At 73.0% G+C, this 26,623-nt stretch carries 24 protein-coding genes; 13 read left to right on the top strand and 11 right to left on the bottom strand.

All coding sequences use genetic code 11. The annotated features are described in order from the left end of the window. Positions 1 to 80 precede the first annotated feature (80 nt). The 3 genes from AB0O48_RS27170 to AB0O48_RS27160 form a co-directional block, all read right to left on the bottom strand. Positions 81 to 1,505, bottom strand: a complete 1,425-nt coding sequence (locus AB0O48_RS27170; protein ID WP_365069093.1) for a DUF234 domain-containing protein — start codon at positions 1,503 to 1,505, stop codon at positions 81 to 83. A gap of 105 nt (positions 1,506 to 1,610) precedes the next feature. Continuing rightward, positions 1,611 to 2,393, bottom strand: a complete 783-nt coding sequence (locus AB0O48_RS27165; protein WP_365069140.1) for a response regulator transcription factor — start codon at positions 2,391 to 2,393, stop codon at positions 1,611 to 1,613. Next, positions 2,372 to 3,625, bottom strand: a complete 1,254-nt coding sequence (locus AB0O48_RS27160; RefSeq protein ID WP_365069091.1) for a histidine kinase — start codon at positions 3,623 to 3,625, stop codon at positions 2,372 to 2,374. The genes AB0O48_RS27165 and AB0O48_RS27160 overlap by 22 nt, the downstream gene beginning before the upstream one ends. A gap of 132 nt (positions 3,626 to 3,757) precedes the next feature. Here AB0O48_RS27160 and AB0O48_RS27155 point away from each other — a divergent pair, with 132 nt between their 5' ends. Genes AB0O48_RS27155 through AB0O48_RS27140 form a run of 4 tightly spaced genes read left to right on the top strand, consistent with a single transcriptional unit; the run spans position 3,758 to position 6,796 of the window. Beyond that, positions 3,758 to 4,654, top strand: coding sequence for an ATP-binding cassette domain-containing protein (locus tag AB0O48_RS27155; RefSeq protein ID WP_365069089.1), 897 nt, complete (start codon positions 3,758 to 3,760; stop codon positions 4,652 to 4,654). Then, entirely contained in the window at positions 4,651 to 5,448 is a 798-nt protein-coding gene (locus tag AB0O48_RS27150; RefSeq protein WP_365069087.1) for an ABC transporter permease, read from the top strand. Before AB0O48_RS27155 ends, AB0O48_RS27150 begins: the two co-directional genes overlap by 4 nt. Before the next feature lie 2 nt (positions 5,449 to 5,450). Next, the gene (locus AB0O48_RS27145) at positions 5,451 to 6,200 is read left to right on the top strand and encodes a hypothetical protein (RefSeq protein ID WP_365069085.1); all 750 of its coding nucleotides are present in this window, start codon (positions 5,451 to 5,453) and stop codon (positions 6,198 to 6,200) included. A 32-nt stretch (positions 6,201 to 6,232) separates the two neighbouring features. Then, positions 6,233 to 6,796, top strand: coding sequence for a heme-binding protein (locus tag AB0O48_RS27140; protein ID WP_357242278.1), 564 nt, complete (start codon positions 6,233 to 6,235; stop codon positions 6,794 to 6,796). A gap of 41 nt (positions 6,797 to 6,837) precedes the next feature. Here the strand turns inward: AB0O48_RS27140 and AB0O48_RS27135 are convergent, their stop codons facing one another. The 3 genes from AB0O48_RS27135 to AB0O48_RS27125 are packed head-to-tail and all read right to left on the bottom strand — an operon-like array spanning position 6,838 to position 11,048. After that, the gene (locus tag AB0O48_RS27135) at positions 6,838 to 7,815 is read right to left on the bottom strand and encodes a hypothetical protein (protein WP_357242275.1); all 978 of its coding nucleotides are present in this window, start codon (positions 7,813 to 7,815) and stop codon (positions 6,838 to 6,840) included. Positions 7,816 to 7,863: 48 nt separating this feature from the next. Further along, positions 7,864 to 10,293 carry an ABC transporter permease gene (locus AB0O48_RS27130; RefSeq protein WP_365069082.1) on the bottom strand — a complete coding sequence of 810 codons (2,430 nt, stop codon included), beginning with the start codon at positions 10,291 to 10,293 and terminating at the stop codon, positions 7,864 to 7,866. Next, the gene (locus tag AB0O48_RS27125; protein ID WP_357242269.1) at positions 10,287 to 11,048 is read right to left on the bottom strand and encodes an ABC transporter ATP-binding protein; all 762 of its coding nucleotides are present in this window, start codon (positions 11,046 to 11,048) and stop codon (positions 10,287 to 10,289) included. The genes AB0O48_RS27130 and AB0O48_RS27125 overlap by 7 nt, the downstream gene beginning before the upstream one ends. Positions 11,049 to 11,217: 169 nt before the next feature. On the opposite strand from AB0O48_RS27125, the gene AB0O48_RS27120 reads away from it, so the two are divergent. From AB0O48_RS27120 to AB0O48_RS27110, 3 genes are read left to right on the top strand one after another with little or no spacing between them, the layout of a single operon-like run. Beyond that, positions 11,218 to 12,375 (top strand): sensor histidine kinase, encoded by a 1,158-nt coding sequence (locus AB0O48_RS27120; protein WP_357242266.1) that lies wholly within the window; start codon positions 11,218 to 11,220, stop codon positions 12,373 to 12,375. Further along, positions 12,372 to 13,040 carry a response regulator transcription factor gene (locus AB0O48_RS27115; RefSeq protein ID WP_357242263.1) on the top strand — a complete coding sequence of 223 codons (669 nt, stop codon included), beginning with the start codon at positions 12,372 to 12,374 and terminating at the stop codon, positions 13,038 to 13,040. The genes AB0O48_RS27120 and AB0O48_RS27115 overlap by 4 nt, the downstream gene beginning before the upstream one ends. 31 nt (positions 13,041 to 13,071) lie before the next feature. Further along, positions 13,072 to 13,611, top strand: coding sequence for a DUF1697 domain-containing protein (locus AB0O48_RS27110; protein ID WP_357242260.1), 540 nt, complete (start codon positions 13,072 to 13,074; stop codon positions 13,609 to 13,611). Between the two features lie 32 nt (positions 13,612 to 13,643). Here the strand turns inward: AB0O48_RS27110 and AB0O48_RS27105 are convergent, their stop codons facing one another. After that, complete coding sequence (locus tag AB0O48_RS27105) at positions 13,644 to 14,621, bottom strand: MBL fold metallo-hydrolase (protein WP_357572453.1); 978 nt, start codon at positions 14,619 to 14,621, stop codon at positions 13,644 to 13,646. Positions 14,622 to 14,775: 154 nt separating this feature from the next. Next, entirely contained in the window at positions 14,776 to 15,714 is a 939-nt protein-coding gene (locus AB0O48_RS27100; protein ID WP_357242254.1) for a serine hydrolase, read from the bottom strand. 51 nt (positions 15,715 to 15,765) lie between these two features. Here AB0O48_RS27100 and AB0O48_RS27095 point away from each other — a divergent pair, with 51 nt between their 5' ends. Further along, positions 15,766 to 16,725, top strand: a complete 960-nt coding sequence (locus AB0O48_RS27095) for a LysR family transcriptional regulator (RefSeq protein ID WP_357242251.1) — start codon at positions 15,766 to 15,768, stop codon at positions 16,723 to 16,725. Positions 16,726 to 16,824: 99 nt separating this feature from the next. Then, positions 16,825 to 17,676, top strand: coding sequence for an aldo/keto reductase (locus AB0O48_RS27090; protein WP_357242248.1), 852 nt, complete (start codon positions 16,825 to 16,827; stop codon positions 17,674 to 17,676). Between the two features lie 69 nt (positions 17,677 to 17,745). On the opposite strand, the gene AB0O48_RS27085 is transcribed toward AB0O48_RS27090, so the two are convergent. Next, entirely contained in the window at positions 17,746 to 18,588 is an 843-nt protein-coding gene (locus AB0O48_RS27085; protein ID WP_357242245.1) for a helix-turn-helix transcriptional regulator, read from the bottom strand. A 102-nt stretch (positions 18,589 to 18,690) separates the two neighbouring features. Between AB0O48_RS27085 and AB0O48_RS27080 the strand changes: the two genes are divergently transcribed. Both AB0O48_RS27080 and AB0O48_RS27075 read left to right on the top strand, forming a co-directional pair. Next, on the top strand, positions 18,691 to 19,443 hold the full coding sequence (locus AB0O48_RS27080; protein WP_357572452.1) for an SDR family oxidoreductase: 753 nt from the start codon (positions 18,691 to 18,693) through the stop codon (positions 19,441 to 19,443). Between the two features lie 83 nt (positions 19,444 to 19,526). Further along, positions 19,527 to 20,513, top strand: coding sequence for an aldo/keto reductase (locus tag AB0O48_RS27075; protein ID WP_357572451.1), 987 nt, complete (start codon positions 19,527 to 19,529; stop codon positions 20,511 to 20,513). Positions 20,514 to 20,538: 25 nt separating this feature from the next. On the opposite strand, the gene AB0O48_RS27070 is transcribed toward AB0O48_RS27075, so the two are convergent. Then, positions 20,539 to 21,054, bottom strand: a complete 516-nt coding sequence (locus AB0O48_RS27070) for a GNAT family N-acetyltransferase (protein ID WP_357572450.1) — start codon at positions 21,052 to 21,054, stop codon at positions 20,539 to 20,541. 154 nt (positions 21,055 to 21,208) lie between these two features. Here AB0O48_RS27070 and AB0O48_RS27065 point away from each other — a divergent pair, with 154 nt between their 5' ends. After that, positions 21,209 to 22,222, top strand: coding sequence for an ATP-binding cassette domain-containing protein (locus AB0O48_RS27065; RefSeq protein WP_357242234.1), 1,014 nt, complete (start codon positions 21,209 to 21,211; stop codon positions 22,220 to 22,222). Then, the gene (locus tag AB0O48_RS27060; RefSeq protein WP_357572449.1) at positions 22,219 to 23,076 is read left to right on the top strand and encodes an ABC transporter permease; all 858 of its coding nucleotides are present in this window, start codon (positions 22,219 to 22,221) and stop codon (positions 23,074 to 23,076) included. The genes AB0O48_RS27065 and AB0O48_RS27060 overlap by 4 nt, the downstream gene beginning before the upstream one ends. Positions 23,077 to 23,124: 48 nt before the next feature. On the opposite strand, the gene AB0O48_RS27055 is transcribed toward AB0O48_RS27060, so the two are convergent. Further along, positions 23,125 to 26,508 carry an AAA family ATPase gene (locus tag AB0O48_RS27055; protein ID WP_357572448.1) on the bottom strand — a complete coding sequence of 1,128 codons (3,384 nt, stop codon included), beginning with the start codon at positions 26,506 to 26,508 and terminating at the stop codon, positions 23,125 to 23,127. Positions 26,509 to 26,623: the final 115 nt, after the last annotated feature.

Here is a 26,623-nt window from a genome sequence, read left to right as displayed (position 1 = left end):
TCCCGCAGCTCGGCAGCGGTACGGCGGACTCACCGCACCGACATCCTCGGCAATGGGTACGGCCGGCACCCGACGAAAGTTCAATCCCGATACGCGCGAAGCAGATCCTCCGGCGACAGAACGTGTAGCCCGTCGACGGCGGTGCCGCTGCGCGCCACGGCAAGGGTGGGTACCGACTCGTCGACACCGGGCAGCTGGGACCGGTGCAGGAGCAGCCGGCCGAGGTCGTGCGCGTCGAACGGCCGGTTCTCCTGCCATTTGATCGACCCGACGAAGGTGATGCGCCGCGCGACGGGCTCCCGGTCAGCACCGACTATGTCTATTTCCGGATCGTTTGTCCGGGTCCAATAGCCACCGACCGTCGCTGCCTCCGCCGGCAGGTGCTCGCTGGGTAGACGGCGCAGCGCCTCGCGAACGACAGGTTCGATGGCCCGCCCCCGCCAGGACGTCCAGGACCGAAGGATCCGGGCCAGGGTCAGATCACCCCGCCCCCGCTCGATCTCGGAGAGGTGCGGCCCCAGGAACGACAGCCAGAAGCGCAGGTACGGATCAGCCACCGTGTACCGGGTTTCCCGCGACGGCCTGGTGGACAGCGGAACGGCGACCTCCACGACCCGCTTCTGCGTCAGCAGGCGCAGGGCGCGGTTGAGGGACGCCTGCGGAAGATTCCCCGCCGCGCGGGAGATCAGCGAGAAGGTCCGCTCACCGGAGCCGATGGCCCGCAGCACCAGGCCCGCCTGGGACTGGGGCGGGAACTCCGCAGCCAGCGCCCGTTCGCCGCTGACCAACAGGGCCGAGGTCGGATCCCGTACGGCGTCGGCCAGATAGTCATGCACCGACACGCCGGTCGGCCACTCGTCGAGGATCAGCGGCAAACCACCGGACACCAGGTAGGCGTCGAACGCGTCGGCGGCGGACAGGTCCAACATGTCGCGAACGTCGGCCGGGCTCAACGGCGGGATGACCATCTCGGTTGCCCGCTGGTGGAACGGCCGGCCGTAGTCGTTCAGGGCCTCCATGATCGCCAGGTCCGATCCGACACAGATCAGCAGGACCGGCCGTCGGGAAAGCTCACGATCGAAGATCTTCTGCAGTGTCCCCTCGAAGCCCGGGTCACCCGCGATGAGGTACGGCATCTCGTCGAGGACCACGACGCTCGGCCGGTCGGCCGGCAGCGCGGCGGCGAGCAGGCTCAGGGCGGCATCCCACGTCTGTGGTTGCTGCTCGCGAAGTAGCTGTGCGTCCGGCAGCGTCGAGGCTGCCGCCTCCTCCACGAAGAGAGCGAGGTCGGCGGCGACGCTGGGCTGCGCGGAGGCGGTGAAGAACAGGTACGGCACCTCGGCCCGCTCCACGAACTCCTCGACCAGTCGGGACTTGCCTACCCGTCGGCGACCGCGCATGAGGAGTGCGCGACCTGGTCGGCCAGCTCTGCCGCCCCGTTGCACCCGAGCGAGCATGCCGCTCAGGAGCTGAAGCTCACGGTCCCGTCCGACGAAGCCGTCCATGACCCACCCCTGACACAACCAAAAATGAAACAACCAAGAATGAGTGTAACCTCATCCGTGTTGTCGCGATCGACAGATGGTGTCGAGGCATCCCCGCCGCGTGGCTCAGGCCAGGCCGGCGTCGTGCACGAGCAGGGCCACCTGGACCCGGTTGTTGAGGTTGAGCCGGGTCAGCAGCCGCGAGACGTACGCCTTCACCGTCGCCACACTCATGAACAGCTCCCCCGCGATCTCCGCGTTGGTCTGGCCTCGCCCGAGGGCGACCGCCACCTGCCGCTCCCGTTCACTGAGCCCACTGAGCAACCGCAGCGCCCGCTCCCGGCGCGGGTCCGGACCGACCGGGACGGGCGTGGCGGCGGTCACATGGGCGATCAGCTTCCGGGTCACCGTCGGGGAGAGCGTCGCCTCGCCGGCTGCCACCCGTCGTACGGCGTGCACGATCTCCGCCGGTGGGGTGTCCTTGAGCAGGAATCCGGCCGCCCCGGCGCGCAGCGCCCGCAGCACCTGCTCGTCGGCGTCGAAGGTGGTCAACACCAGCACCTCCGGCGGGTGCGGCTGGGCGCGCAGCGCCTCGGTGGCGGTCAGCCCGTCCACCCGCGGCATCCGGATGTCCATCAGCACCACGTCCGGGGCGTACGCGGCGACGGCGGCCGGGACCTCGCTGCCATCGGCAGCCTCACCGACCACGGTCAGGTCCGGCAGGCCGCCGAGGATCATCGAGAGGCCGGCCCGGACCAGGGCGTCGTCATCCACGATCAACACGCGCACCGACGGCACGGCCGACTCCGGCCCGGCCGCGCCCGACGGCCCGGCGGCACCAGCGGACCCCGGCGCACCGGCAGGCCCCGGCGCGTCGGCGGGCACGGTCACGCCGGCCACGGCAGCCAGGCGGCCAGCCGGAAGTCGCCCGCGTCGTCCCGGCCGTAGGCCAGCCGGCCGCCGGCCAGCGTGACGCGCTCGCTGATGCCCACCAGGCCGGTGCCGGCACCGGGCAGCGTGCCGCCGGGCGGCGCGCCGACCGGCCACCGGTTGCCGATCGCCACGGTCAGACCAGCGCCCGGCCCGCCGGCCACGTCCACGGTGACGGCCGCGCCGGCCGCGTGCTTGCGGGCGTTGGTCAGCCCCTCCTGCACGATCCGATACGCGGCCCGGCCCAGCGCCGACGGCACCTCCCCCACCCGGTCCACGGTGTCGCTGACGTTGACCCGAACGCCGGCGGACCGCGACTCGGCGATCAGGGCGGGCAGGTCGGCGAGAGTGGGCTGCGGCGGCTCGGGGGCGTCGCCGTCGGTGCTGCCCGCGGCCCGCAGCACCCCGATCACCTCTCGCAGGTCCTGGAGGGCGGCGTGCGCGCTGCCCCGGATCACCCCGGCGGCGCGGGCCACCTCGTCCGGCGGCGCGTCCGGGCGAAACTCCAGCGCGCCCGCGTGCAGGCTGAGCAGCGAGATCCGATGCGCCAGCACGTCATGCATCTCCCGGGCGATCCGGGTGCGTTCGAGGTGGCGGGCCTGGCTGACGCGGAGCTGCTGCTCGGCCTCGGCCCGCTCGGCCCGCTCGCGCAGCGACACGACCAACTGCCGGCGGGCCCGCACGAACATCCCCCAGGCCAGCACGGCGAAGCTGAACACCACGCCCCACGACGCCGTCGCCCAGTACGGCCAGGCCGGGTCCGGGCGCAGCCAACTGAAGACCAGGTTGGTGACCAGACCGGCGGCGGTCACCGCCATCGCGATGGCGGTCCGGCGATGCACCACCACCGTGAAGAACAGGATCAACAGTGGGATCGCGGCGGCCAGCGAGAACATGGTCAGCGGTGTGGTGGCCACCAGCAGCCTGAGCGGCCACCGCCGGCGCACCCAGAGCAGCCCGCAGCAGACCAGCCCGATCAGGGCGTCGGCGACGGTCATCCATTCGTGCGGGAGCGGGATCGCGATCGCCGGATCCGGCGACAGGGCGTCCGCGGTGACGAACAGCACCCAGAGCAGGGAACCCAGGAACGCGACCGTGTCCACGATCCAGTCGCGGGTGGTGCGGCGCGGGTGGGTGCGCCCCCGGTCGGCCGGCACGGCCAGCTCCCCTGGCAGCAGCCAGGGGTGCTCCGGGACGGCGAGGCTGGTCACGGCCCCAATGCTAGGCACCGACGGGCACCACGACCAGCTACCAAAGTCGAGACCCGAACGTCGACCAAGGGCGACACGGCACCGACCGGTGGCCGCAGCGGATGGCCGGGCGGCGCGGGCAGGCTCAACCGCATGATCACGGTAGAGAACCTCACCAAGCGATATGGGCCACATCCGGCCGTGGACGACGTCTCGTTCCAGTGCGAGCCGGGCACCGTCACCGGCTTCCTCGGCCCCAACGGAGCCGGCAAGTCCACCACCATGCGGATGATCTGCGGCCTCACCGCGCCGACCGCCGGCCGGGCCACCGTCTCCGGGCACCCGTACCGGGAGCTGCCCAACCCCGGCCGGGAGGTCGGGGTTTTGCTGGACGCCTCCGCCCAACACGCCGGGCGCACCGGGCGTGAGGCGTTGACGCTGTCCGCGTACACCATGGGTCTGGACCGGCGCGAGGTCGCCGCGAAGCTCGACCTGGTCGGGTTGAACGCGGTGGCGGCGAAGCGTCGGGTACGGGCGTACTCGTTGGGCATGCGCCAGCGGCTCGGCCTGGCGCAGGCGCTGCTCGGCGACCCTCGGGTGCTGATCCTCGACGAGCCGGCCAACGGCCTGGACCCGGAGGGGATCTTCTGGATGCGCGGCCTGCTGCGCGACTTCGCCGACCGGGGCGGCACCGTGCTGCTCTCCTCCCACCTGCTGCGCGAGGTGGAGGCGGTCGCGGACCGGCTGGTGGTGATCGGGGGTGGCCGGATCGTGGCCCAGGGCGACAAGAACGAGCTGCTGGCCGGTGGCGGCACCGTGGTCCGGGCGCGCGACGACGCGGCGCTGCGCCGGGCGCTGGACGCGGCAAACCTGCCCACCGCCGACAGCTCGGAGGGGCTGCTCGTGCAGGCCGACGCCGAGGCGGTCGGCCAGGCCGCCGCCGATGCCGGCGTCGCGCTGGCCGAGCTGCGCCCGGCCAGCGGCGGCGGCCTCGAACAGCTCTTCCTCACCCTGACCGCCGGCGAATCGACCAAGGAGGCCGTCCGATGACCACCACCACCGCGCCCGCCGCCGGCGCCGTCGCGCCCCGGCACCACACTCCGGTACGCCGTCCGTCGCTGCTCCGGCTCTCCGCCGTGGAGGTGCGCAAGCTCGTCGACACCCGGGCCGGCCGTTGGCTGCTGATCACCATCGGCCTGGCCACCGCCGTGATCGTGACCCTGCAACTGATCTACGCGAAGGACGCCGACCAGACCCTCCTCAACTTCTTCGTCCCCTCGCTGCTGCCGGTGTCGGTGCTGCTACCGGTGCTGGGCATCCTGTCGATCACCAGCGAGTGGTCGCAGCGGACCGCCCTCACCACGTACGCCCTGGTGCCCCGCCGGGAACGGGTGGTCGTCGCTAAACTGATCGCCGTGTCGCTGACCGCGCTCGCCTCGGTGCTGACCAGTCTCGCCGTCGCCGCCATCGGCACGCTCGTGGCGTCCGCCACCGGCGGGGCGGGCACCTGGGAGTTCGACTGGTCGCTGGTCCTGAACGCGGTGGTCATCCAGGTCACAAGCGTTCTGATGGGCGCCGCCTTCGGCCTGCTGCTGCTCAACCCGCCGCTGGCGATCGTCGGCTATCTCCTGCTGCCCACCCTCTGGGGGGTGCTCGGCGAGATGGTCAAGCCTCTGCGCGGCCCGTCCGAGTGGCTGGACACCAGCAAGACCATGGAACCGTTGTTCAGCAGCGACGCCGTCACCGGCGGGCAGTGGGGGCGGATAGTGGTGTCCCTGCTGGTCTGGATGGTCCTTCCGCTGGCCGCCGGTCTCTTCCGGACGCTGCGCCGCGAGGTGTCCTGACCATGGACCTGGCCGGCAATCGACCACGCACCGTCGTCAGCGGCGGCGCGACCGAGCTGGCCGTCATGTGGGGCGGCTTCCCGCTTGTCGGCGCGGGCCTCGGATGGCTCCTCGTGGCGACGACCGGTTGGCTCGCCCGGTTGCCCTGGGTGCCGTTCGGTGACCTGGTCGAGTGGCTGGACCGGCTGCCCGAGCCGCAGGCCACCTTCGGCGCGGTCGCGGTGGGCGTCCTGGCCGGCCTGGTCGTCGCCGGGATCGGTACCGCCGAACGGCTGATCGTCACCGTCGACGCGGCGCAGGTCCGCCTGCGCCGCTCCGACCAGGACCGCGCCGTCGCACGGGTCGACACCCGGATGGTCTTCCTCGCCGACAAGCACCTGGTGCTGCTCGACGGCGACGGCGCGGAACTGGCCCGCGAGTCGACGGACCTGCCGGCCGCCCAACTGGCGGAGGCGTTCCGCACGCACGGCTGGAGCTGGGCGGACGACGATCCGCACCGGTCGGCGTACCGGCTGTGGGTGTCCGACCTGCCCGGACTGCCCGCGGGCGCGGACGCGCTGCTACGCGCCCGCGAACGGGCGATCGAGCGGGACCGCCGCGACGACGCCCGTGAGTTGCGCCGGGAGCTGGGCCGGCTCGGGGTGGTGCTGCGCGACGAGGGCAAGCGGCAGTACTGGCGGTTGACCACACGGGCCGTCGCCCCGGGGCCGGAGCAGCCGACTTCGGCCGAGCGGAAGCCGGACGGGCGGTAGCGTCTGTCCCAGGAGATCCTGGGAGCCGCGCGATGACCGAACAGCAGCCGTACCGGGTGGTGTCCCGCCACCCCGGCTTCGAACTGCGTCGGTACCCGGCCCACCTGGTGGCGGAGATGCAGATCCAGGCGTCGTTCACCCGGGCGCCCATCGAGGCGTTCCGGCCGTTGGCCGCGTACCTCGGCGGCGCCAACCGGACCCGGCAACCGATCGGGACGGCCGCGCCGGCGAGGCCCGCCGCCAGCGGTTCGGAGAAGATCGCGATGACCGTCCCGGTGGTCCAGGTGGAGGGTGAGCGGCCGGGCGCGTACCTGATCCAGTTCGTGATGCCTGTCGTCTTCACCGCCGCCACCCTGCCCGAACCGGTCGACCCGAGGGTGCGGACCCGCGAGGTGCCGGGGCAACTGGCGGCGGCGATGCGGTTTTCCGGCCGGTGGACGGAGCAAGCGTTCAGCCAACGCGCCACCATGCTCGGCCGCTCGGTCACCGCGGCCGGGCTGCAACCCAGAGGCGCGATCCGGTACGTACGCTTCGACCTGCCGTGGAAGCCGTGGTTCCTGCGCCGCAACGAGGTCGTGCTGCCGGTCGTCGAGTGATGCGCCGACGGCCGTCCGGCTACCGGCGGTCGTCGGGCGAGCTACCGGCGGTTGTCGGCGGTCGGCCAGGCCAGCAGCAGGGACATCCCGAGCCCGGCGAGCAGCCCGCACAGCGAGACCAGCAGGTCGGAGTCGGCCGCGTTGATCGGGCTGTTGCCGGCCAGCGCGGTGAACGTCGGCCCGATCGGCAGCAGGATCAGCATGGGGATGGCCGTGACCAGCAGGAAGGCAAACGGTCCCACGAAGGCGGCGAGGGCGGCCAGAGCGTGGTGCCGCCAGATCGGCCGACCGCCCGGCCAGTCCCAGGCCAGCAGAGTGACCCCGGTGAGCAGCACGGCCCCGAGGGCCATCTCCGGCAGGAGTCGCGTCCCGGGCGCAACGGCACGGACCAGCCCGACGCCGAGCAGCGATGCCACGGCTAGGCCGGCCGCCAGCCCGACGCGGGACCGGGGCCGCGCCGGGGCCGCCGCCAGCGCGGCAGCGACGGACAGGACGACGAGCAGCGCCGCGGTGGCCAGGGCGCCCTGGTTCAGTTCCGGCTCCCGGTCCGTCGGTGACTCGATACCGGCCGCCACGATCGTCAAGACGCCGGCCACACACGCCGCACCGGTCAGGACCTTCCGATCGGCGGCTGGAGGCAGCCCGCGTTCCCAGCCCATCAGGGCCACCGCCAGCACGCCGAGTACCGCGCAACCGCCGACGGCAAGCAGCACCGTCGCCCGGACACCGATCGGATCGGTCCGGTCGATCGCGAGGTCGGCGGCGACCCAGCAACCGCCGAGCACCACTGCCGTTCGGCTCCAGGACCGAAGACCCCGGCCGGCCAGCACCAGCCCGACCGCCACCGCCATGATCGCCAGGAACCGAAGGTCGCGCGCCCAGTAGGTGTTGTTGCCCGGCAGGCGCTCCGACCACGGGCCGATCGGCTCGGTCAGCGGTTGCAGCACGGTCACGCCGAACGCCCAGAGCACGACGGCGACGGCGGAGAGCAGCAGCCCGACCGGCCGCGCGAATCGCATCCGTGGACCGTAGCCGTCCGGCCGCTCCCCCGGGGGGCGGGGCCGCGCTCATCCGGCGACCCCGACCGGTGACCGCGCGGGGCGGTAACGCAGCATCCGCCACGTCGGCAGCACGCTCGCCAGCGCCGCGAGCAGCAGGCACAACCCCACCACACCGACGATCACCGACCACGGCACCACCAGGTCGACAGGGGCACCGACCTGCTCGGCGAGGCCGGCGCGGATGCTGAGCAGACCGACGAACGCGACCACCCCGCCGAGCAGCGCGCCGATCAGCACCACCAGGGCGGACTCGGCCGTCACCAACCAGATCACCTGCCGCCGGGTCGCCCCGGCCATCCGGATCAGCCGCAGGTCGGCGGCCCGTCCGGCGGCGGCCAGCAGCAGCGTGTTCGCCACCGCGATGGCCCCGTAGCCGGCCGACACACCGATCAGCAGCAGGGTGAAGAGCCAGACGAGGCGGTCCTCCGCGGCGTCCGCCTCGGCCGCCCAGGTGGCGACGTCGACGACCCGCGCGCCGACCGGAGGCTCGATCCGGTCCCGGACGAACACCGTGGACGTCAGCGCCGACGGGTCGTGCGTACGCACCACCGCCCGGGGCACGAGCAGGTCGCCGGGGAGCGAGTCGTCGGTGACCACGGCGACGACCCGCAGCGACACCAGTTCCCCGTCCGCGAAGACCACCGCGTACGGCTCGGACGGCCGCAGGTTCGCCGCGGCGGTCACCACCACCGTGTCGTCGCCACGCAGGTCGTCGAGCGAGCCGGCGACGACGGTGAGCGCCCGGTTCGCGGCGGCGAAACCGGCCGGGTCCACCCCGAGCGCGGTCAGTGGCCGGTCCGCCGGCGGCGTCGCGGGATCGGTACGGAAGACCGTGGTCGGCAGGAGGGCGGTGCCGCCGGTCGCGGCGACGGCCTGGTCCGACAGACCGGGTGCCCGGTCGGGCAGCACGATCCAGCCGGCGTTCACGTTGTCGGCCCGACCCGCGGCGTAGGCGGCGGTGGTGGTCCGCACCATCCCGGACACCAGCACCGCGAAGGCGACGGTGAGCAGCACCGGGGCGGCCGTCGACGCGGTCCGCCGGGTCGCGGTCAACGCCCCGCCCCGGACCAGCATCCCGATCGCGCCACCGCGCCGCCGGACCGGAGACCGCAGCAGTCGCACCGCCGGCCCGACCACCGCCGGGGAGAGCACCGTGGCACCGGCCACCAGCGCCATCACCGCGTACAGGGCGTACTGCGCCCCGACGCGGGCCTCGTCGGCGGTCGCCGTCCCGACGCTGAGCGCGACCCCCGCCGCGACGAGCAGCGCGCCGGTGGCGACCCGCAGTCGCCCGATCGGTCGCTGCTCCACCGCCGCCTCCCGCAACGCCTCCAGCGGTCGGACCCGGGCGGCCCGGCGCGACGCCGACCAGACGGCCAGCAGCGCGATCACCGGCCCGGCGACGAGCGAGAGCGCGATCGGCCACGGGGTGTAGCGCACCCGGAAGGTCGATGGTTCGAAGCCGACCTCGACGAGCAGCCGGCCCAGGATCGGGGCGAGCACCGCACCCACCAACAGGCCGACGAGCCCCGCCGCGACGCCGACGACGAGCGCCTCGACGTACACCATGCGGCGGACCTGGCGTCCGGTGGCGCCGACGGCGCGGAGCAGGCCCAGCTCACGGCGGCGCTGCGCGATGGTGAACGCGAAGGTGGAGGCGACCACGAAGATCGTGACGAAGCCGGCGAGGGCCGCCGTGGCGGTGAGCACCTGCATGCCGATCCAGCGGGTGCGGGCGTCGTTGCGCGGCTCCAACGCGCCACGCGCGTCGCCGGTGAGCACCCGTCCGTCCGGGCCGACGACACCGCGTGCCGCCGCGGCGACCCGCTCGGGATCGGTCCCCGGCGCGAGCACCAGCCCGATGGCCCGGACGCCGGGCGCGAGCGCGGCGGCCACCTCGTCCGCGACCTGGACGCCGGGCGCGTCGACCAGACCGGTGACGGTGTACGGCTCCGGCCCCGCCGCGGTGAGCAGGGTGAGCGGCGCACCGGTACGCAGCCCGAGCGCGCGGTCGACGACCACTTCGCCGGGCCGGCGGGGCGGCTCGCCGGCCGTCAGGCGCAGTCCGCCCAGTTGGGCGCTGGACCAGCCGTGCCCCTGGTGGGCGTCCTCCCGTCCGGTGTCGGCGCCCGAGGGTCGGCCGTCGACGAGCGGCTGGGCGTAGAAGGTCCGATCCGGCACCGCCGCCACGACTCCGGGCAGGGCGGCCAACCGGTCGACGAGTCCCGCAGTCGCGGTGGCCGACCAGGGCCGGGTCGGCAGGAACGACTCGGCCGACGCGCCCGCCTCGGGGCTGTGCACCACGACCGCGGCCCGCGCGAGCCGGTCCGGCGCCTGTGGACGGCCGGAGGCGAGCAGCAGGGTGGCCGCCGCGACAAGCGTGACCCCGATGGCGACGGCCACGAACGCGCTTGCCGACCGCCGGATGCTCAGCACGACCGCTCCGCAGGCGTCGTCGCGAACGTCTCCCGCTCGGCGATCCGGGCGGCGACGACCGCGGCGGTGATCCCGCCGTTCAACTCGTCGACGACGCGGCCGTCGGCGAGCAGCAGGACCCGGTCGGCGTACGCGGCGGCGGCCGGATCGTGGGTCACCATCACCACGGTCTGCCCGTGGTCGTCGACGAGTGCGCGTAGCAGCCGGAGCACCTGACGGGACGCGGCACTGTCCAGTGCGCCGGTCGGCTCGTCGGCGAAGACCACCGCCGGCCGGGTGATCACCGCGCGGGCCACGGCGACGCGTTGCTGTTCGCCGCCGGACAACTCACTCGGCCGGTGCCCGGCCCGGTCGGCCAGGCCCACGGCGTCGAGCGCCGCGGTCACGTCCCGCGCCGGTGGGCGGCGACCGGCCAGGCGCAGCGGCAACTCGACGTTCTGCGCGGCGGTCAGCGTGGACACCAGGTTGAACGCCTGGAACACGAAGCCGATCCGGTCGCGCCGCAACCGGGTCAGCTCGTCCTCGCCGAGGTCGTTCAGGCGCGTGCCGTCAATCGTGACGACCCCCTCGGTCGGGCTGTCCAGTCCCGCCGCGCAGTGCAGCAGAGTGGACTTTCCCGAGCCCGATGGGCCCATCACCGCCGTGAACGTGCCGCTCGCGAAGCTGGTGCTCACGCCGTCGAGCGCCGTCACCCGCCGGGTTGCGGTGCCGTACACCGCCCGTAGCCCCGTCAGGGTCACCGTGTGTGTGGTCATGGCCAACACGGTGCCGGTTGCCCGGGGTGTCGCGCGTCGTGCCCCAGCGGGCACTTTGTTGCCCTCCCCCGGGTGGAGGTGGCGGCCCGGAAACACCGGCCGGTCGTCCTCGGTGATGACCACCCACGGGTGGACGCGGCCGACCCGGTCGGCCGATACCGTCTGGCAGGTGACCGCTCTTCTGCTGACCCGGCGGCTGCGGCCGGTGGACCTGTACCTGGTGGACGCCGTGCTCGCCCTGTCCGTCGGTGGTCTGCTCTGCCCGTACGCGGCGTTGGCGTCGCCGTTGCACGGTGGCGTGCGCGAGCCGCTCTGGGTGTCCGTGCTCGTCGGGCTCGCCCTCGGACTACCGTTGGCCGCCCGACGCCGGTGGCCGATGACCGTCGCCGTGGTGATCAGCGCCGGCACCACCGTGTCGCTTGTCACCGGGGTGATCCCGAACTTCGCCGCCGCCGCACCGGCGTTCGCCATCGGCCTGTCCTTCTACACGGTGGCCGTGTCGACGGCCACGCGTCGGTCGGTGCTCTGCGCGGCCGGTTGTCTCGCCCTGGTCAGCGTCGGCCTGGTGTTGACCGCGGGTGACCTGTGGTCACGGACCGGGGGCGTCGCCTACGCGGCCGTCATGATCACGCCCGCCTGGTTGATCGGCTGGTTGCTTCGCGAGCGGCGCGCCCTCGCCGCCCGGCAGAGTGACCAGCGGGTTCATCAGGCCGCAACGGAGGAACGACTGCGGGTGGCGCGCGAGCTGCACGACGTTGTCGCGCACACGCTGAGCCTCATCGTGGTGAAGGCGGCCGTCGCCAACCACGTTGCCGAGGCCGACCCCCGGGAGGCGGGGGCCGCCCTGCGGGTGATCGAGGAGACCGGCCGCAACGCGCTGACCGACGTCCGCCGGGTGCTCGGTCTCCTGCGTGAGGACACCCCGTACGCGCCGACGTTCGGCCTGGACGAGCTGCCCGCGCTCGCCCGGCAGGCGGCGATCGGCGGCGTCGACGTCCGGCTCGACGTCCGACGCGACGAACCGGACGGTACGGTGCCCGAGTCGGTGGGCCTCGCGGTGTACCGGATCGTGCAGGAGGCGGTGACGAATGTGGTGAAGCACGCGGCACCTGCCGCCTGTCGGGCACTGGTGACCGTCACCCCCGACGAGGTACGGGTGGAGGTGACCGACGACGGCCGCCGGCCGGTCCTGCTCGGCGGCGAGGGTCACGGATTGATCGGCATGCGGGAGCGGGTGGCGTTGCACGGTGGGGAGTTCCGGGCCGGTCCACGCTCCGAGGGCGGTTTCGCGGTGACGGCCAGCCTGCCCTACCGGGTGGCCGCGTGATCCGGGTGCTGATCGCCGACGACCAGGCGCTGCTGCGCGGCAGTTTCCGGCTGCTCGTCGACCTCGCCGGGGACTGCACGACGGTGGGCGAGGCGGGCACCGGCGTGGAGGCGGTCGCGCTGACCGGCCAGCATCGTCCGGACGTGGTGCTGATGGATGTCCGGATGCCGGAGATGGACGGCATCGAGGCGACGCGGCGGATCTGCGCCGACCCGGCGACGGCCGGCACCCGGGTCATCATCCTGACCACGTTCGACCTGGACGAGTACGTCTACGGCGCGCTGCGCGCCGGCGCCAGCGGGTTCCTGCTGAAGGACACCCCACCGGCGGATCTGCTGGCCGGGATCCGGGTGGTCGCCGCCGGTGAGGGGCTGCTCGCGCCGACGGTGACCCGCCGGCTGATCGACGAGTTCGCCCGGCGGGCGGAGCCGACCCGGCCGTTGCCGCGCCAGCTGGACGGGGTGACCGAGCGGGAACGGGAGGTGCTCACGTTGATCGCCCGTGGTCTGTCCAACGCGGAGTTGGCCACGCGGCTCAACCTCAGCCCGGCCACGGTCAAGACGCACGTCGGGCGGTTGTTGACCAAGCTGGGGGTGCGCGACCGGGCGCAACTGGTCATCGTGGCCTACGAAACGGGTCTGGTGGGGCCGAGCGGCCTACGCTGAGCCAGTCGACCCGCACCCGAGGAGGAGAGCCATGACCCGGTACGTCGCCCTGTTGCGCGGGGTCAACGTCGGCACCACCCGGTTGGCGATGGCCGACCTGCGCCGGATCGTCACCGACCTCGGCCACGAGGACGTCAAGACGTACCTGCAGAGCGGCAATGTGGCCTTCGGCAGCGCCGTACGTGACGCGGGGAAGCTGGCCGCCGGAATCGAGCGGGCGCTCACCGACGAGCTGGCGTTGACCGTGCCGGTGCTGGTACGCAGCGGCCGGGAGTTGGCAGCGGTGGTCGCCGGCAACCCGTACGCCGATCGGGAGGACGACCCGACCCGGCTGCTGGTGGCCTTCCTCGCGACCGCCCCGGCGACGTCCACGGTGGACGCTCTGGTCGTGCCCGGTGGGGAGAACGTGTCGTTCACGGTGGCCGGCCGCGAGGTCTTCCTGCACTTCGTCGACGGCGGTTACGGGCGGTCGAAGTTCACCAACGCGTACCTGGAGAAGAAGCTCGGCGTGGTGGCCACCACCCGGAACTGGAAGTCGGTGCGCGCCCTGGCGGAGCTGGCCGCCGGCTGACCGGGCGGGCGCGGGCGCCCGCCCGGACCCGGTCAGAAGTGGTACGCGGTCTCGTACTCGGGCACCAGCACCCGGCTGCGCGGCGAGATCCGGCGCACCGCCGCGATCATGTCGGTCAACCGGGCGCGGTCGGTGTCGGCGACCGTCGGCGGGTTCTCCAACGGCGTCTCGAAGTTGTCGTAGTGCACCGGCACGATGACCTTCGGGTAGTCGAGGCCGGCCAGCAGCCGGGGCAGGTAGTCGCCGGTGGTGGTGGCGCTCTGCATGGCCACCATCGCCACGTCGGGCGACAGGCCGGTGAGGTTGCGCTCGGCGACGTCGCTGGCCCCGGTGAAGTAGACCGACGGGCCGCCGTCGACCCGCAGCAGGTAGCCGAGCGTGTCGCCCTCCGGCAGGTCCGCGATGGTCGCCGGCTGCGGCGGCTGGGTCACCCGCACCCCGGGAAAGGCCACCGAGTACGACGGGTTGCGGCTGTGCAGCGAGCCGACCACCTCGACGCTGTGGTCCCCGAAGTCCAGCACCTCCCCACCCTTCACGGCGCTGAGCTGCGTCGCCGGCAACCCGTAGGCCAACCCCAGGTGGTACGCGGTGAGCGTGCCGAACACCCGTGCGCCGGTGCGCTTGGCGATGTGGGGCACGTCCATGAAGTGGTCCCAGTGCGTGTGCGTGACAAGCACCGTCATGGCCCTGTCGACGCGCGGATCGATCACGTCGGCGCGCACGGTCAACGGGGTGGCCGTCTGGAACGCGCCGGTGAACAGCCCGGTGTCGATCCGGCTGAGGAACGGGTCGACGAGGACCGTGCGGTCGGCGATGTCGACGCGCCAGCCGGCCGTACCCCACCAGCGGAAGCTGACCGCGCCCTTGCGGCGGGCAGCCGGGGTGGGTGCGGCGACCGGGGTGGCGGCCTGCGCCGGGGTGGCGGAGCCGGCGGCTAGGCCCCCGGCGGAGACGAGTGCGGTGGTGGCGGCGGCGTCGCGCAGGAAGCGACGGCGGTCGAGACTGGGCATGCGAATCTGCTCCCCGTGGTCGGGCTGTTTGTCGACCACGAGCCAACCAGCGCCACCGGGTCCCGGTCCAAGATCGAAGGCGGTCGGCTCCCATACGCCTCCGCATATCGGGCCAGCTCAGGGGCGGACCACCGAGGCTGCGGCGGGTGCGAAATCAGTCGCCGCGCAGCGCCTCGACGGCCGCACGGGCGGCCTCCCCCATCGCCAGGTCCACGTCGATGCGGCGCGAGGCCAACCGGTCCGCGCGGGCGAAGACGGCAATCGCGTACCGGCCGCCGTCGGGGTATTCGGCGACGCCGGCCTCCAGGTGCAGGCCGGGCAGGGTGCCGGTCTTGCCGGAGACCCGGACGCCGGGCGGAAACCCGGCAGCCAGCCGGGTCCAGAAGATCTGCCGGGCCATCCAGGCGCGGACCATCGCGCACGCCGCCGCCGGGCCGGCCTCGTCGCGCCAGATCAACGTGAGCAACCGGGTGATCTCCCGGGCCGTGCTGGAGGTGGTGTGGGCGGGGTCGAAGACCCGCATGGCCCGGACCCGGTCCGCCGGCAACGTGGGGAAGATCCGGGCGAACTCCGCCTCGGTCCGCGCGCCCACGTCGGTGAGCATCGTCTCGACCAGGTCCCGGGGACCGCCGAGGACACGGGTGCGGGTCAACCCCAGCTCGGCGGCGAGCATCGGCAGCAGATCCGGGCCGACCCGGCGCAGCAGCAGGTCGGCGGCCGTGTTGTCGGTGACCGACATGGCGAAGTACGCGAGGTCGCGCAGCGACACCTCGGCGTCGTCGGCGCAACCGGCCAGGCCCCACCCGCCGAGCCGGTCGGCGGCGGTGACCAGGACCCGTTCGGTGGGGTCCAGTTGACCGGCCTCGACCTGCCGGGCGAACTCCAGGACCAGCAGGATCTTGAAGATCGAGGCGATCACCACCTGCTCGTCGGCCCGCACCCCGACCTCCGGACCGCCACCGACGGCAACGCCGCCACGGCCGACACCGTCGACGTCGACGGTCAGGTCCGCGGCGTCCAGGTCGACGGCGTGCAGGCTGGCCGTCACCCCCACGGCGGCGAAGATGGCCTCGATGCGCTCGCTGACGTCCACGCCAGCACGGTATCCAGCGGCAGCGGGCCGGCGCTGGCGTAGGGTCCGGCCGTGGATCTGCTCCGGCACCTGCGGCACTTCGTGGTGGTGGCCCACGAGTTGCACTTCGGGCGGGCCGCCGAGCTGCTCGGGATGGCCCAGCCGCCGCTCAGCCAGTCGATCCAGCGCCTGGAACGGGAGCTGACCGTCGAGTTGTTCGACAGGTCCCGCCGCCAGGTACGCCTCACGACGGCCGGTGAGCTGCTCCTCGGCGAGGCGGAGGAGTTGCTCGCGGGTGCGGGTCGGCTGCGCAGCCTGATGGGGCAGGTCCGCGCGGGTGAGCTGGGCGTACTCCGGGCCGGGGTGCCGCCGGAGACGCCCGCGGTGACGCTGCGCTCGCTGCTGGACGGGCTCACCACCCGGGCGCCCGGCCTGGACGTGGAGCTGCACGAGCTGACCACCGCCGAGCAGGCTCGGATGCTCACCGAGCGGACTCTGGACGTGGGCCTGGTGCACCACCCGGTGACGGCGGACGGGCTGCGTTTCGGCACTCCGGTGGACGTACCCCTCGGGGTGTTGCTGCCACGCGCGTCGCCGCTGGCCCGCGACCGCGCGGTGGCGCTGGCGTCGCTGGCCGATCTGGATCTGGTGACCGCGCCCCGGGCGACCGCGCCCGGGTGGCACGACCACCTGTTGACGGTGTGCCGGCAGCACGGTTGGCGACCAGCCCGGGTCCGGCCGGCCCGCAACCCGGAGTTCCTCTTCGGGCTGGTGCTCGCCGGCGGCGCGGTGGCCGTGGAACCGGCGACGGTGGCGCGTCGGGAACCCCGGATCGCCTGGCGGCCGATCACCGGCGCGTCGCTGGTCCGGCGCACCTCGGCGGCGTGGCCGGACCGGTCGGCGCACCCGGCGGCGCCGATGTTCGGGCAGCTCGCCGCCGAGGTGCTGGCCGACGCCGAGCCCGTCGCGCCCGCGCCGGCGTCGGTGCCGGCGGCCCGGCCCTGGCCGGTGATCTTCGACACGACCGGGTGAACAGATCGTGCGTTGCACTCGTCACGCCGGATTGGCCGGTGAATCATCTTTCGCTCGGGTATGGATGACAGGCAACGAAGACGACGCGAAGGAGCCGCAATGGCCAACACCATTCCCGACATCAGCCTGAACGACGGCACCACCATTCCGCAGCTCGGCTTCGGCGTGTTCCAGATCGAGCCGAAGGACACCGTCGCGGCGGTGACGACGGCCCTGGAGACGGGCTACCGGCACATCGACACCGCCGAGATGTACGGCAACGAGGCCGAGGTCGGCGAGGCGGTCCGCGTGTCCGGCCTCGACCGGGGTTCGGTCTACGTGACGAGCAAGCTGAACAACGCCTTCCACCGCCCTGACGACGCCCGTCGGGCGTTCGACTCGACGCTCGCGGCGCTGAAGATGGACTACATCGACCTGTTCCTGATCCACTGGCCGCTGCCGACCCTGTACGACGGTGACTACGTCTCGACCTGGAAGGTGCTGGAGGAGTTCCAGCGCGACGGCCGCGCCCGTTCGATCGGCGTGTCGAACTTCCAGGTGGCGCACCTGGAGCGACTGGCCGCCGAGGCCAGTGTGGTGCCGGCCGTGAACCAGATCGAGGCGCACCCGTACTTCACCAATGACGAGGTCCGCGCCTACGGCCGCGAGCACAACATCCTCACCGAGGCGTGGTCGCCGATCGCGCAGGGCAAGGTGCTCGACGACCCGACGGTGGTCGACATCGCCGGGCAGCTCGGCCGCACTCCGGCGCAGGTGGTGCTCCGCTGGCACGTGCAGCGCGGCGACATCATCTTCCCGAAGTCGACCACCCCGAAGCGGATCGAGGAGAACACCCGGATCTTCGACTTCGAGCTGGACGACGCGACGATGGAGCGGATCACCAACCTGGACAAGGGCGAGGCCGGGCGGACCGGCCCGAACCCGGACACCTTCGCCTACCTGCCCAACTGACGCTCGAATGATGGTGATGCCGCTCAGTCATCAAGATGACCGAGCGGCATCACGCTCGCCCGTGGGGTTTCAGGAGCCGACGCGCTCGGCGATCCGGCGGAACACCGCGTGGGTCGGCGATCCGGGCTCGGCAACATAGACGATCATCCGCTGGTCGGTCTCCGGCACCAGCAGGACACGGCACTCGAACTCCAACGGCCCCAGGTCGGGGTGCGGCACCCGCTTGACGACCGGGCGGCGTTCCGCGACGTCGTGCTCGGCCCAGAGCCGGGCGAATCGGGGCGAGGTGCCGAGCAGCTCGGTGACCAGCTCGCGGATCGCCGGATCGGCCGGGTAGCGCCCGTAGGCGGCCCGCAGGTCAGCCACCGTGCTGCGCACGAAGCGGAGCACCTCGGCATCGGCCCAGTGCGCGCCGGTCGCCGGCTGCCGGAACGTCCACCGGATCATGTTGCGGTCCGCGTCGGGCACGGCCGCGAGATCCCCCACGAAGTACGTGGCAAGCCGGTTCCAGACCAGCACGTGGTACGCGGCGTCGACGAGGTACGCCGGGGTTTCGGTCATCGCGTCGAGCAGGTGCCGCATCCCGGGCGGAACCTCCCGGCTCGGCCCGCCGACCGGTGGCGGATTTTCCCCGGCGATCCGGAACAGGTACTCCCGTTCGTCCCGGCTCAGCAGCAGCGCCCGGGCCATCGCGGCGAGCACCTGCCGGGACGGGTGCGGCCCCCGGCCCTGCTCCAGCCGGATGTAGTAGTCGATCGACATCCCGGCGAGCTGGGCCACCTCCTGTCGGCGCAGGCCGGGGGTGCGTCTCCGTACCCCGTCGGGAAGGCCGACCTCGGCGGGGCGCAGCCGGGCGCGGCGGGTGCGCAGGAACGCCGCCAGTTCGTCCCGCCGCAGACCGCCGCTCGTCATGCCTCCAGCATGCCCCGGGCCGGGCTCGCGAGGGTGGTACCGCCGGTCCCAGGCTCGGCCCGTCTCTCCCCCGGGGCCGCCGGCGCAGACAGGCTCGACGGCATGACGAACATGATCGCCCTGATCACCGGGGCCAACAAGGGGATCGGCTTCGCCACCGCCCGGCAGCTCGGCGCCCTCGGGATGACCGTGCTGGTCGGTGCCCGCGACGCCGAGCGCGGCCGGACAGCGGAACGGAAGCTGCGCGACGGCGGCGCGGACGCGCGGTTCGTGCCGCTGGACGTCACCGACGCCGAGTCGGTGGCGGCAGCCGCGAAGCTGGTGGAGACGGAGTACGGCCGGCTGGACGTGCTCGTCAACAACGCCGGCATCATCCTCGTCGACGGAGAGCGAGGGCTGCCCACCGAGACGACGGTGGCGACGCTGCGCGGGGTGTACGAGACGAACGTGTTCGGGGTGGCGACGGTGACCAATGCGCTGCTGCCACTGCTGCGCCGGGCAACCGCGGCCCGCATCGTCAACGTCTCCAGCGATGTCGGCTCGATCGCGGCGATGACCGACCCGGCGAGCGCGCTGTTCGCGTTGACCTCCCTGCCGTACCCGTCGTCGAAGGCGGCGCTGAACATGCTCACCGCCATGTACGCCAAGGAGCTGCGGGACACCCCGATCAAGGTGAACGCGGCCAACCCGGGCTACTGCGCCACCGACCTGAACGGCAACAACGGCTTCCGCAGTGCCGAACAGGGCGCCGAGGTGAGCGTGCACCTGGCGACGCTGCCGGCCGACGGCCCGAGCGGGCTGTTCTGGGGCTTCCAGATGGACACCGGCGGTGGCTACGGCGTACTGCCCTGGTGACCGAGCGCTTGACCTGGAGCGCACTCCAGCCGTCAGGGTGATCCGCAGGCGCCCACCGGCAGGGCGCACGGAAGGAGATCCCCATGCGGTACCGCACGATCGGCACCGACCCGGCGACCCGGCGCGAGGTCAGCGTGCTCAGCCTCGGGGCCATGCTGTTCGGCAGCGCCACCGACGAGGTCACCTCGTACGCGATCCTCGACCGGTACGTCGAGGCCGGCGGCACGTTCATCGACACGTCGGACAACTACGCGTTCTGGGTGGACGGCGGGCAGGGCGGGCAGAGTGAGGCGCTGCTCGGCCGGTGGCGGCGCAGCCGGGGCGTCGGCGCCGAGATCGTCATCGCCACCAAGCTGGGTGCCCGACCGCTGGCCCCGGGGACCAGCTATCTGGACAACGCCGAGGGCCTGTCGGCGAAGGTGATCCGCGAGTCGGCGGAGCGCAGCCGGGAACGGCTCGGGGTGGAGCGGCTGGACCTGCTCTACGCGCACATCGAGGACCGGACCGTGCCGCTCCAGGAAACTGTGGAGGGCTTCGCCGAGCTGGTCGCCGAGGGCACGGTGGGTCTGCTGGGCGCCAGCAACCACCGGGCCTGGCGGGTGGAGCGGGCCCGCGCGTTGGCCGCCGCCGCCGGCCTGCCCGGGTACGAGGTGCTCCAGTACCACCGCAGCTACCTGCCGACCCGCACCGACCTGATCAGCGAACTGGACCCGGACGGCGAGCCGGGCGGCGTCGGCGGTGACCTGCTCAGCTACCTGCGTGCCGAGCCCGAGCTGACCCTGGTGGCATACTCGCCGCTGCTCAAGGGGGCGTTCACCCGGGCCGACAAGCCGCTCGGCTCGGCGTACGACCTGCCGAGTACGCCCCGGCGGCTGGCCGCGCTGCGGGACGTGGCCGGGCAGAGCGGCGCGACCGTCAACCAGGTGGTGCTCGCCTGGTTGCTGGGCGGCGACCTGCCGTCCATCCCGCTGGTGGGCGCCTCCTCGGTGGCCCAACTGGAGGAGAGCCTGGCGGCGGTCGACCTGGAGCTGACCGCCGAGCAACGACACCGCCTCGACACCACCTGGTGACCTGCCACCGACCGCCCCGCCGACCTCAACTCCCGGTCGGTGGGGCGGTCAGGTCGAGCTGCCAGTCGTTGGCACGCATCAGGTGCCCCGGCGGGTATTCGAAGCCGGTCTCACCGAGCAGCGTGAACCCGGCCTTGCGGCAGACCGCGTTCGAGGCCGCGTTGTCGACCGACGGGTAGGCGTGGGCGTGGCGGTGGGTCCGCCGGGCGCGGGCCACGTCGACCACCGCGCGCACCGCGGCGGTGGCCAGCCCCTGCCCCCGGTACGCGGGCAGCACCGCCCAGCCCATCTCGTAGACCTGCTGCTCCCGCCACTGCCGGGACCAGTAGGCGACGCTGCCCACCCGCGCGCCGTCTGGCAGGACCATGACGAACATGCAACCCTGGCCGTCGTCGGCGAAGTGCACGTATCGCTCGTGCCGGGCGAGCACCTGCTCGTCGGTCTCCGGGCCGCCGGTGTGCTTGCGCGTCTCCGGGGTGTTGAGCTGCCGCAGCAGGTCGAGGTCCTCCTCGCGCCACGGGTCGATGCGTACCTGAGCCATCCCATTCCCCTGTCCGTCGACCCCAGTCAAGCCGATCCGCGCCGACATTCCACCCCGAAACGCCGCCCGCTAGATCTGATCTAGCGGGCGGCCGACCTCCGTCTCGCGCCTTACGGGTGGCAGGCCAACCCGTACACCTCGAAAGGTACGAATCATGAGTAGACGCACCACCGGCCTGGCCATCGAGGCCGAGGGACTGACCCGCTCGTTCGGGGACACCAAGGCCCTGGCCGGCATGGACCTTCAGGTGCCCGCCGGCACCGTCTACGGCCTGCTCGGTCCGAACGGGGCGGGCAAGACCACAGCAGTCCGGGTGCTCGCGACGTTGCTGCGCCCGGACGGGGGCTCGGCCCGGGTGTTCGGGCACGACGTGGTCACCGAGGCCGACAAGGTCCGGTCCCGGGTCAGCCTCACCGGCCAGTACGCCTCCGTCGACGAGGACCTGACCGGTACGGAGAACCTGGTGCTCCTCGCCCGCCTGCTCGGCCTGCGCAAGCCGGCCGCCCGGGAGCGCGCGGCGGCACTGCTCGCCGCGTTCGGTCTGACCGAGGCGAGTGACCGCCAGGTGAAGAAGTACTCGGGTGGGATGCGGCGGCGCATCGACATCGCCGCCAGCATCCTCAACACCCCCGATCTGCTGTTCCTCGACGAGCCGACGACGGGCCTCGACCCGCGCAGTCGCAACCAGGTGTGGGAGATCGTCCGGGCGGTGGTGTCGCACGGCACGACGGTGCTGCTGACCACCCAGTACCTCGACGAGGCCGACCAGCTCGCCGGGCGGATCGCGGTCGTCGACCACGGCCGGGTGATCGCCGAGGGCACACCGGGTGAGCTGAAGTCGTCGGTCGGCTCCGGCACCGTCCACCTGCGACTGCGCGATCCCGGCCAGCGGCCCGAGGCGGAGAGGGTGCTCCGGGAGGCGCTCGGCGTGCCGGTGCAGCTCGCCGCCGACCCGGTGGCGTTGACCGCCCGCGTCGGTGAGGCCGGCACCGACCTCGACGCCAGCGCCCAGGCCTCGCGAGCGCTCGGCGAGCTGGCCCGTGCCGGCATCGTCGTGGACAACTTCTCCCTCGGCCAGCCGAGCCTGGACGAGGTCTTCCTGGCCCTGACCGATCACCCCGCCGTGCCGGCCGACGAGCCCGACAACGAGCTGGAGGCAGCCCGATGAGCGACACCACGACCACCACGACCGAACGGGCGCCGACGGTCTACGTCCCCTCCGCCGAGGCGCTGGCGACGGTGCTCGCGCCCGGTGCCCGACCGCCTCGACCGAGCGCGCTCGGCGCGTCGCTCACCTTCGGCTGGCGGGCCATGCTGAAGATCAAGCACGTGCCGGAGCAGCTCTTCGACGTGACCGCGTTCCCGATCATCATGGTGCTGATGTTCACGTACCTGTTCGGCGGTGCCCTCGCCGGCAGCCCGCGCGAGTACCTGCAGTTCTTCCTGCCCGGCATCATGGTGACAAGCGTCGTGATGATCACCATGTACACCGGGATCGGCCTCAACACCGACATCGAGAAGGGCATCTTCGACAGGTTCCGGACGCTGCCCGTCTGGCGTCCCGCCGCCCTGGTCGGCATGATCTTCGGCGACGTGCTGCGCTACATCCTCGCCGCCCTGGTGATCCTGGGCCTGGGGCTGGTGCTCGGCTTCCGGCCCGCCGGCGGGGTGGTCGGCGCGGCCGTCGGCATCGGGCTGCTGGTGGTGTTCTCGTTCGCGTTCTCCTGGGTGTGGACGTTCTTCGGGCTGATCCTGCGCAGCGAGAAGTCGGTGATGGGGGTCAGCATGATGGTGCTGTTCCCGCTGACGTTCCTGAGCAACGTCTTCGTCGATCCGAGCACCATGCCCGGCTGGCTCCAGGCGTTCGTGAAGGTCAACCCGGTGACGCAACTGGTGGCCGCGATCCGCGGGGCGATGAGCGGCGAGTCGGACCCGTCGGCCACCATGTGGCTGCTGGCCTGGAGCGCCGGCTTCCTGGTCGTCTTCGGCACCCTGACCATGTACCGGTACAACCGCCGCTGACCCTGTCCCCACCCCACCCTTGCCGTCCTGGGGTGGGGCGGGGACATCTCAGAGCCGCCAGGGCAGTGGCTCGGGGGGCAGGTAGCGGCACGCGTTGCCGGTGGAGACGGATTCGCGCAGGTGACTGGCGAGCGCCGGGTGGCGGTCGTCGAGCTTGCGCAGCGTGTCCCGGATCCGCGCGGTCACCGTCTTGCGAGCCCGCTCGGCCTCGTCGCCCAGCCGGCGGCTCCGGCCGGCCAGCCCCGCTGCCACCCGCAGCTCGTCGAGCAACGCACCCCGTTCGTTGTCCAGCGCGGCCACCTTGCGGTCGTCGTCGCGTGCGGCGGCCCGGTCGATCTCCTCGTCGAGACGTGCCAGGTGTTGCCGGTAACGGGCCTTCGCCTCGTCGTCGAGGACGGGATCGGCACCCATCCGGCGGGCGGCGATCAACTCCGGACCGGCGGCCGGGTCGAGCAACTCCACCGCCGGCACGTCGGTGCCCGGCCGGCTCAGCAGCAGGTGCAGGTCGCGCAGGCCCTTGGCGTCGGGCAGGTGCACCACCGACCCGGCGTACCCGAGTTGCCAGACCGGACCGTCGCGCCGAAACTCGTACCCCCCGCCGGCTGGCTCGTCCGCCGCGGCCTGACCGGACGCGGAAGCCTGGCCTGGCCCGGCATTGGCCGGCCCGCCGCTCTGACCCGGCGCGGCAAGTTGGCCGAGCCCGTTGAGTTGGCCTGGCCCGGAGAGCTGACCTGGCCCGGCGGCCATGGTCGGGCCGACAGCCGGTCCCGGCGTGACGGCCTGGCGTGCGGTGGCGGTGGTGGGTGCGGCCGGATCGACGGTCGCGCCGAGCCGGTCGAGCACCTGCGTCATGCCGAGAGCGGTTGCCTCCCGGGCGGTGGTGGCCCGTAGTGCGGCAAGTGTCGCGGCGTCGGCCGGGTGTCCCCGCGCGGCGAGGGCGTTCACGAGGCCGGCGCGGGCGATGAGCGACCAGGGGCGGGAGCCCAACCGGTCGGCGGAGTCACACGCGGCCGTGAAGCCGGCGATGGCGTCGTCCCAGCGCTGTTGGGCGGCGTCGACGAGCGCCAGCCAGTGGTCGACGGGGCCGCTGATGTCGCAGCCGAACAGCCCCACGGTCCACTCGCCGCGGTGCGGGGCGAGCGCGGCCCGCGCGGCCTCGCAGCGCCGCGGGTCGCCGGACGCCGCGGCGGCCTGCGCCTGCAACCGCAGCCAGAGCGGCGACACGGGGCGCGGGTACCGGATGGTGGTGGCCTCGATGCCGGCGGTCAGCCGGACCGTCGTCTCGTCGTCGCCACGCTCCGCCGCGGTGATCGCCCGCAGCAACTCGCGGTAGGGGTAGTCGAGCGGGGCCAAGCCGTCCAGCAGGGTGTCGGCCTCGGCGTGCCGGCCCTGCAACAACAGCCGGGACCAGCGCAGGTGATGGCCCATGAAGCCGAACTCGGCGTGGCTCAGGTCGGTGATGTCGGCGAAGCTCTTGTCGGCCTCGGCGAAGTCTCCTCGGAAAGCCGCGATGATCGCGCTGTCGACGGTTGCCGCCATGTCGTGCCGAGCGAGGTCGCCCCGCCGGTCGGCGCTGATGAAGGTGGTGAACTCGTCGTTGAAGCGGGGGTCGCCCAACTCCAGCAGCGCCACCCAGCGCAGCGAGGTGGCCCACAGCTCGGTCTCGCGGTCTCCCGTCCGGCGGGCCACGTCGCGGATCTCGGCGGTCAGCACGGCACGGGCCGCCGCGGTGCCCAGCCCCCAGGTGGAGTCGTGGCGGGCCCAGAGGCTGAAGGTGAGGGCCTCGTCGTCGCGCCCTCGACGGGCGATCGACTCGGTGGCGGTGATCAGGTCGGCGATCAGCGCGCCGACCGGCGCGTCCGGATCCGGTTCGCCGATCAGCCGCCGGTACGCCTCGCGGACCAACTCCGCCGCCTCGACGGAGTCGGCGGTCACCACCTGGCGGGCGCGGTTGACGATGAGCGCGACCCGGGCCAGCAGGGCCGGGTCGTCGAGGGTGCGGGCCAGTGTCCCGGCCTCGGAGAGCAGGCGCTCGGCCTCTTCCCGGTCGGCGTGGTGATATTGCGCCTCACCGAACTCGACGAGGATCCGCACCCGTTGGCTACGGTCCTCGACGATCTCCAGCGCTCGGCGGTAGTGCACCGCTGCCTCGTCGGTGGCGAGCCGGGCGAACGCGTCCCGGCCGGCGGCGACCAGCAGCGTGGCCACCCGGGCGCGGTCGAGCGCCGGGCCGGCGAGGTAGGCGTGCCGGGCGAGGTCGGCCGGGATCAGCAGGTCGGTGAGCTCCCGCAGGTCGTCGACCGCCCGGACCACCGTGCCGTGGCGGGCCTGCCGATCGTCGTCGGTCAGACCGTCGTAGAGCGTCTCGCGGACCAGGTCGTGGGCGAAGGCGAACCGGCCGCCGCCCCGGGAGACCGCCAACCGGGCCGTCAGCGCACGGTCGAGCAGCCTGTCGACCTGCGCCACGGGGGCGGTCACGCACGCCGCGAGGACCTGGCGGTGGAACTCGCGGCCCAGCACGGCGGCGACGGTGAGCGCCTCGACCACGGCCGGGGGCAGTTGGGCCAGGCGACGCCGCACCGCCTCCCGTACGCCGGGCGCGATCGTGTCCGCCGCCTCGTCGGCATGCCACAGTCGAGCCGTCTGCTCGATGAAGAAAGGGTTGCCGCCGGTCCGCCGGTGCACCTCGTCGACGAGGCCGGCGGCCGGTTTCCGCCCGGCGGTGCGGGTCATCAACGCGGCCACCTCGTCCCGGGAGAGGCCGGTGAGGGTGATGGTGGTGGCCTTCGCGACGAGCGGCATCAGCAGCGGGCGAAGCGGGTGCTCACCCGACTCGACCTCGGCGTCGCGGTAGGTGCCGATCAGCAGCAGGCGCTCGAACCAGGTGTGCTGGGCGGCGAAGCTCAGCAGCCGCAGGGAGGCCGGGTCGGCCCAGTGCAGGTCGTCGAGGATGACCACGACCGGCCGGTGCTGGGAGACCGCGACGAGTGCGGCGGTCACCCCGTCGTACAGGGCGAACGCCTCCTGGTCACCGACGTCCGGGACGCTGTCGACGCCGGCCCAACTGGTCAGGCGGTCGGCCGGCTCCTTGCTGGTGCCGGACTCACCGAGCAGGGCCGCGAGGGCAGGCTCGGCGGCCTGCCGTGCCACCGCCCAGTCGTCGGCGGAGCGCCGCAGACCGCGCAGCACCTGCACCCACGGCCAGTAGCCGGGGGCACTGTCGGAATCCCAGCAGGCGGCACCGAGGACCAGCGCGCCGCGCTGCCGGGCCTCCCAGGCCACCGACGTGACGAGTGTCGTCTTGCCGATGCCCGGCTCGCCGGTGACCAGGGCGAGGCCGCCGTGGCTGGTGGCGGCCCGGTCCAACTCGGCGCGCAGCAGAGCCGCGGGGTGATCCCGCCCGATGATGGCGTCGCCGCGCCGCACGTCCATGGTTCCCAGACGGTACTGGACCCCTCCGACGATGGACGTCGAGATCTGACAACGGCCGGCCGCCGGCCGATGACAGTGGGGAGCCGCGGCCCGGTGGAGCTGATGTCATGAGCGA

Source organism: Micromonospora sp. NPDC085948 (genome assembly GCF_040686315.1).
Lineage (GTDB): Bacteria > Actinomycetota > Actinomycetes > Mycobacteriales > Micromonosporaceae > Micromonospora.
This window is presented reverse-complemented; position numbering and strand designations above follow the sequence as displayed.

Excerpts from the sequence above, each read along its gene's own strand:
- AB0O48_RS27065 (WP_357242234.1), top strand. The coding sequence starts at position 21,209 with ATGAGTAGACGCACCACCGGCCTGGCCATCGAGGCCGAGGGACTGACC.
- AB0O48_RS27125 (WP_357242269.1), bottom strand. The coding sequence starts at position 11,048 with ATGACCACACACACGGTGACCCTGACGGGGCTACGGGCGGTGTACGGC.
- AB0O48_RS27110 (WP_357242260.1), top strand. The coding sequence starts at position 13,072 with ATGACCCGGTACGTCGCCCTGTTGCGCGGGGTCAACGTCGGCACCACC.
- AB0O48_RS27135 (WP_357242275.1), bottom strand. The coding sequence starts at position 7,815 with ATGCGATTCGCGCGGCCGGTCGGGCTGCTGCTCTCCGCCGTCGCCGTC.
- AB0O48_RS27075 (WP_357572451.1), top strand. The coding sequence starts at position 19,527 with ATGCGGTACCGCACGATCGGCACCGACCCGGCGACCCGGCGCGAGGTC.
- AB0O48_RS27060 (WP_357572449.1), top strand. The coding sequence starts at position 22,219 with ATGAGCGACACCACGACCACCACGACCGAACGGGCGCCGACGGTCTAC.
- AB0O48_RS27140 (WP_357242278.1), top strand. The coding sequence starts at position 6,233 with ATGACCGAACAGCAGCCGTACCGGGTGGTGTCCCGCCACCCCGGCTTC.
- AB0O48_RS27070 (WP_357572450.1), bottom strand. The coding sequence starts at position 21,054 with ATGGCTCAGGTACGCATCGACCCGTGGCGCGAGGAGGACCTCGACCTG.
- AB0O48_RS27155 (WP_365069089.1), top strand. The coding sequence starts at position 3,758 with ATGATCACGGTAGAGAACCTCACCAAGCGATATGGGCCACATCCGGCC.
- AB0O48_RS27080 (WP_357572452.1), top strand. The coding sequence starts at position 18,691 with ATGACGAACATGATCGCCCTGATCACCGGGGCCAACAAGGGGATCGGC.
- AB0O48_RS27055 (WP_357572448.1), bottom strand. The coding sequence starts at position 26,508 with ATGGACGTGCGGCGCGGCGACGCCATCATCGGGCGGGATCACCCCGCG.
- AB0O48_RS27145 (WP_365069085.1), top strand. The coding sequence starts at position 5,451 with ATGGACCTGGCCGGCAATCGACCACGCACCGTCGTCAGCGGCGGCGCG.
- AB0O48_RS27150 (WP_365069087.1), top strand. The coding sequence starts at position 4,651 with ATGACCACCACCACCGCGCCCGCCGCCGGCGCCGTCGCGCCCCGGCAC.
- AB0O48_RS27170 (WP_365069093.1), bottom strand. The coding sequence starts at position 1,505 with ATGGACGGCTTCGTCGGACGGGACCGTGAGCTTCAGCTCCTGAGCGGC.
- AB0O48_RS27085 (WP_357242245.1), bottom strand. The coding sequence starts at position 18,588 with ATGACGAGCGGCGGTCTGCGGCGGGACGAACTGGCGGCGTTCCTGCGC.
- AB0O48_RS27105 (WP_357572453.1), bottom strand. The coding sequence starts at position 14,621 with ATGCCCAGTCTCGACCGCCGTCGCTTCCTGCGCGACGCCGCCGCCACC.
- AB0O48_RS27090 (WP_357242248.1), top strand. The coding sequence starts at position 16,825 with ATGGCCAACACCATTCCCGACATCAGCCTGAACGACGGCACCACCATT.